The sequence below is a fragment of the Roseobacter sp. genome, assembly GCF_024639605.1.
In the GTDB taxonomy this organism is placed as follows: domain Bacteria; phylum Pseudomonadota; class Alphaproteobacteria; order Rhodobacterales; family Rhodobacteraceae; genus Roseobacter.
In genome coordinates, this window is the sequence record NZ_JAHEHZ010000182.1 from 1 (window position 1) to 652 (window position 652).

Consider the following 652-nt stretch of genomic DNA (forward strand, 5'->3'; position numbering starts at 1 on the left):
CTCTCGCTCGTCGGTGATAGCAGCACGGCCTGTCACTTTAGGTGGGAGCAGAGCGTCTTTGAGCGCTGCGGATGGGTCAGCCGGGGCGCGCATCGTCACCATTGCCAGCCGAAAAACTGCAGAGATGGTCGCACGGAGCTTTTTGGCCGTCTCGCGACGTCCTGAGCGTTCTATGGGCTTCAGAAGGTGCAGCAACTCCGCAGCCGTGATCTGGTCGATTGGGCGATTGTGGAGTGACTTGGCCAAGTCGTCTATGTGCCAGCGCTTTTTGCGCAGAGTGGCTTCAGCCAGACCTCGATCAACCAATGTTTCGTAGTATTCGTCCGCTACCTCTTTGAAGGTCATACGTGCTTTGACGTGGGCATCAATTCTATCGAGCTTTTTCTGTACGGATGGGTCCGTTCCACTCTCAAGCAGGCGTTTAGCTTCGTCACGACGCGTTCTTGCATCAGCTAGTGGAATGATCGGGTACGAACCAATACTGAGAATCTTCTCTCTGCCCATGAACTGATAGCGAAACTGCCAAGATTTTGTACCACCCGGGCGGACTAGAAGAGACAGGCCCAAACCGTCGTTAATCCGGTAGGCCTTATCCTTCTGTTTTGCCTTGCGAATCTTCAGGTCAGTTAGGGGCATTTTTGGTACAGGATCC

General features: G+C 53.8%; 1 protein-coding gene. It reads right to left on the reverse strand.

Annotation, left to right across the window (positions count from 1 at the left end; translation table 11 throughout):
- Positions 1-652: DUF4102 domain-containing protein (locus tag Q0M35_RS16750; RefSeq protein ID WP_295317409.1), on the reverse strand; the 652-nt coding region annotated here is incomplete at both ends.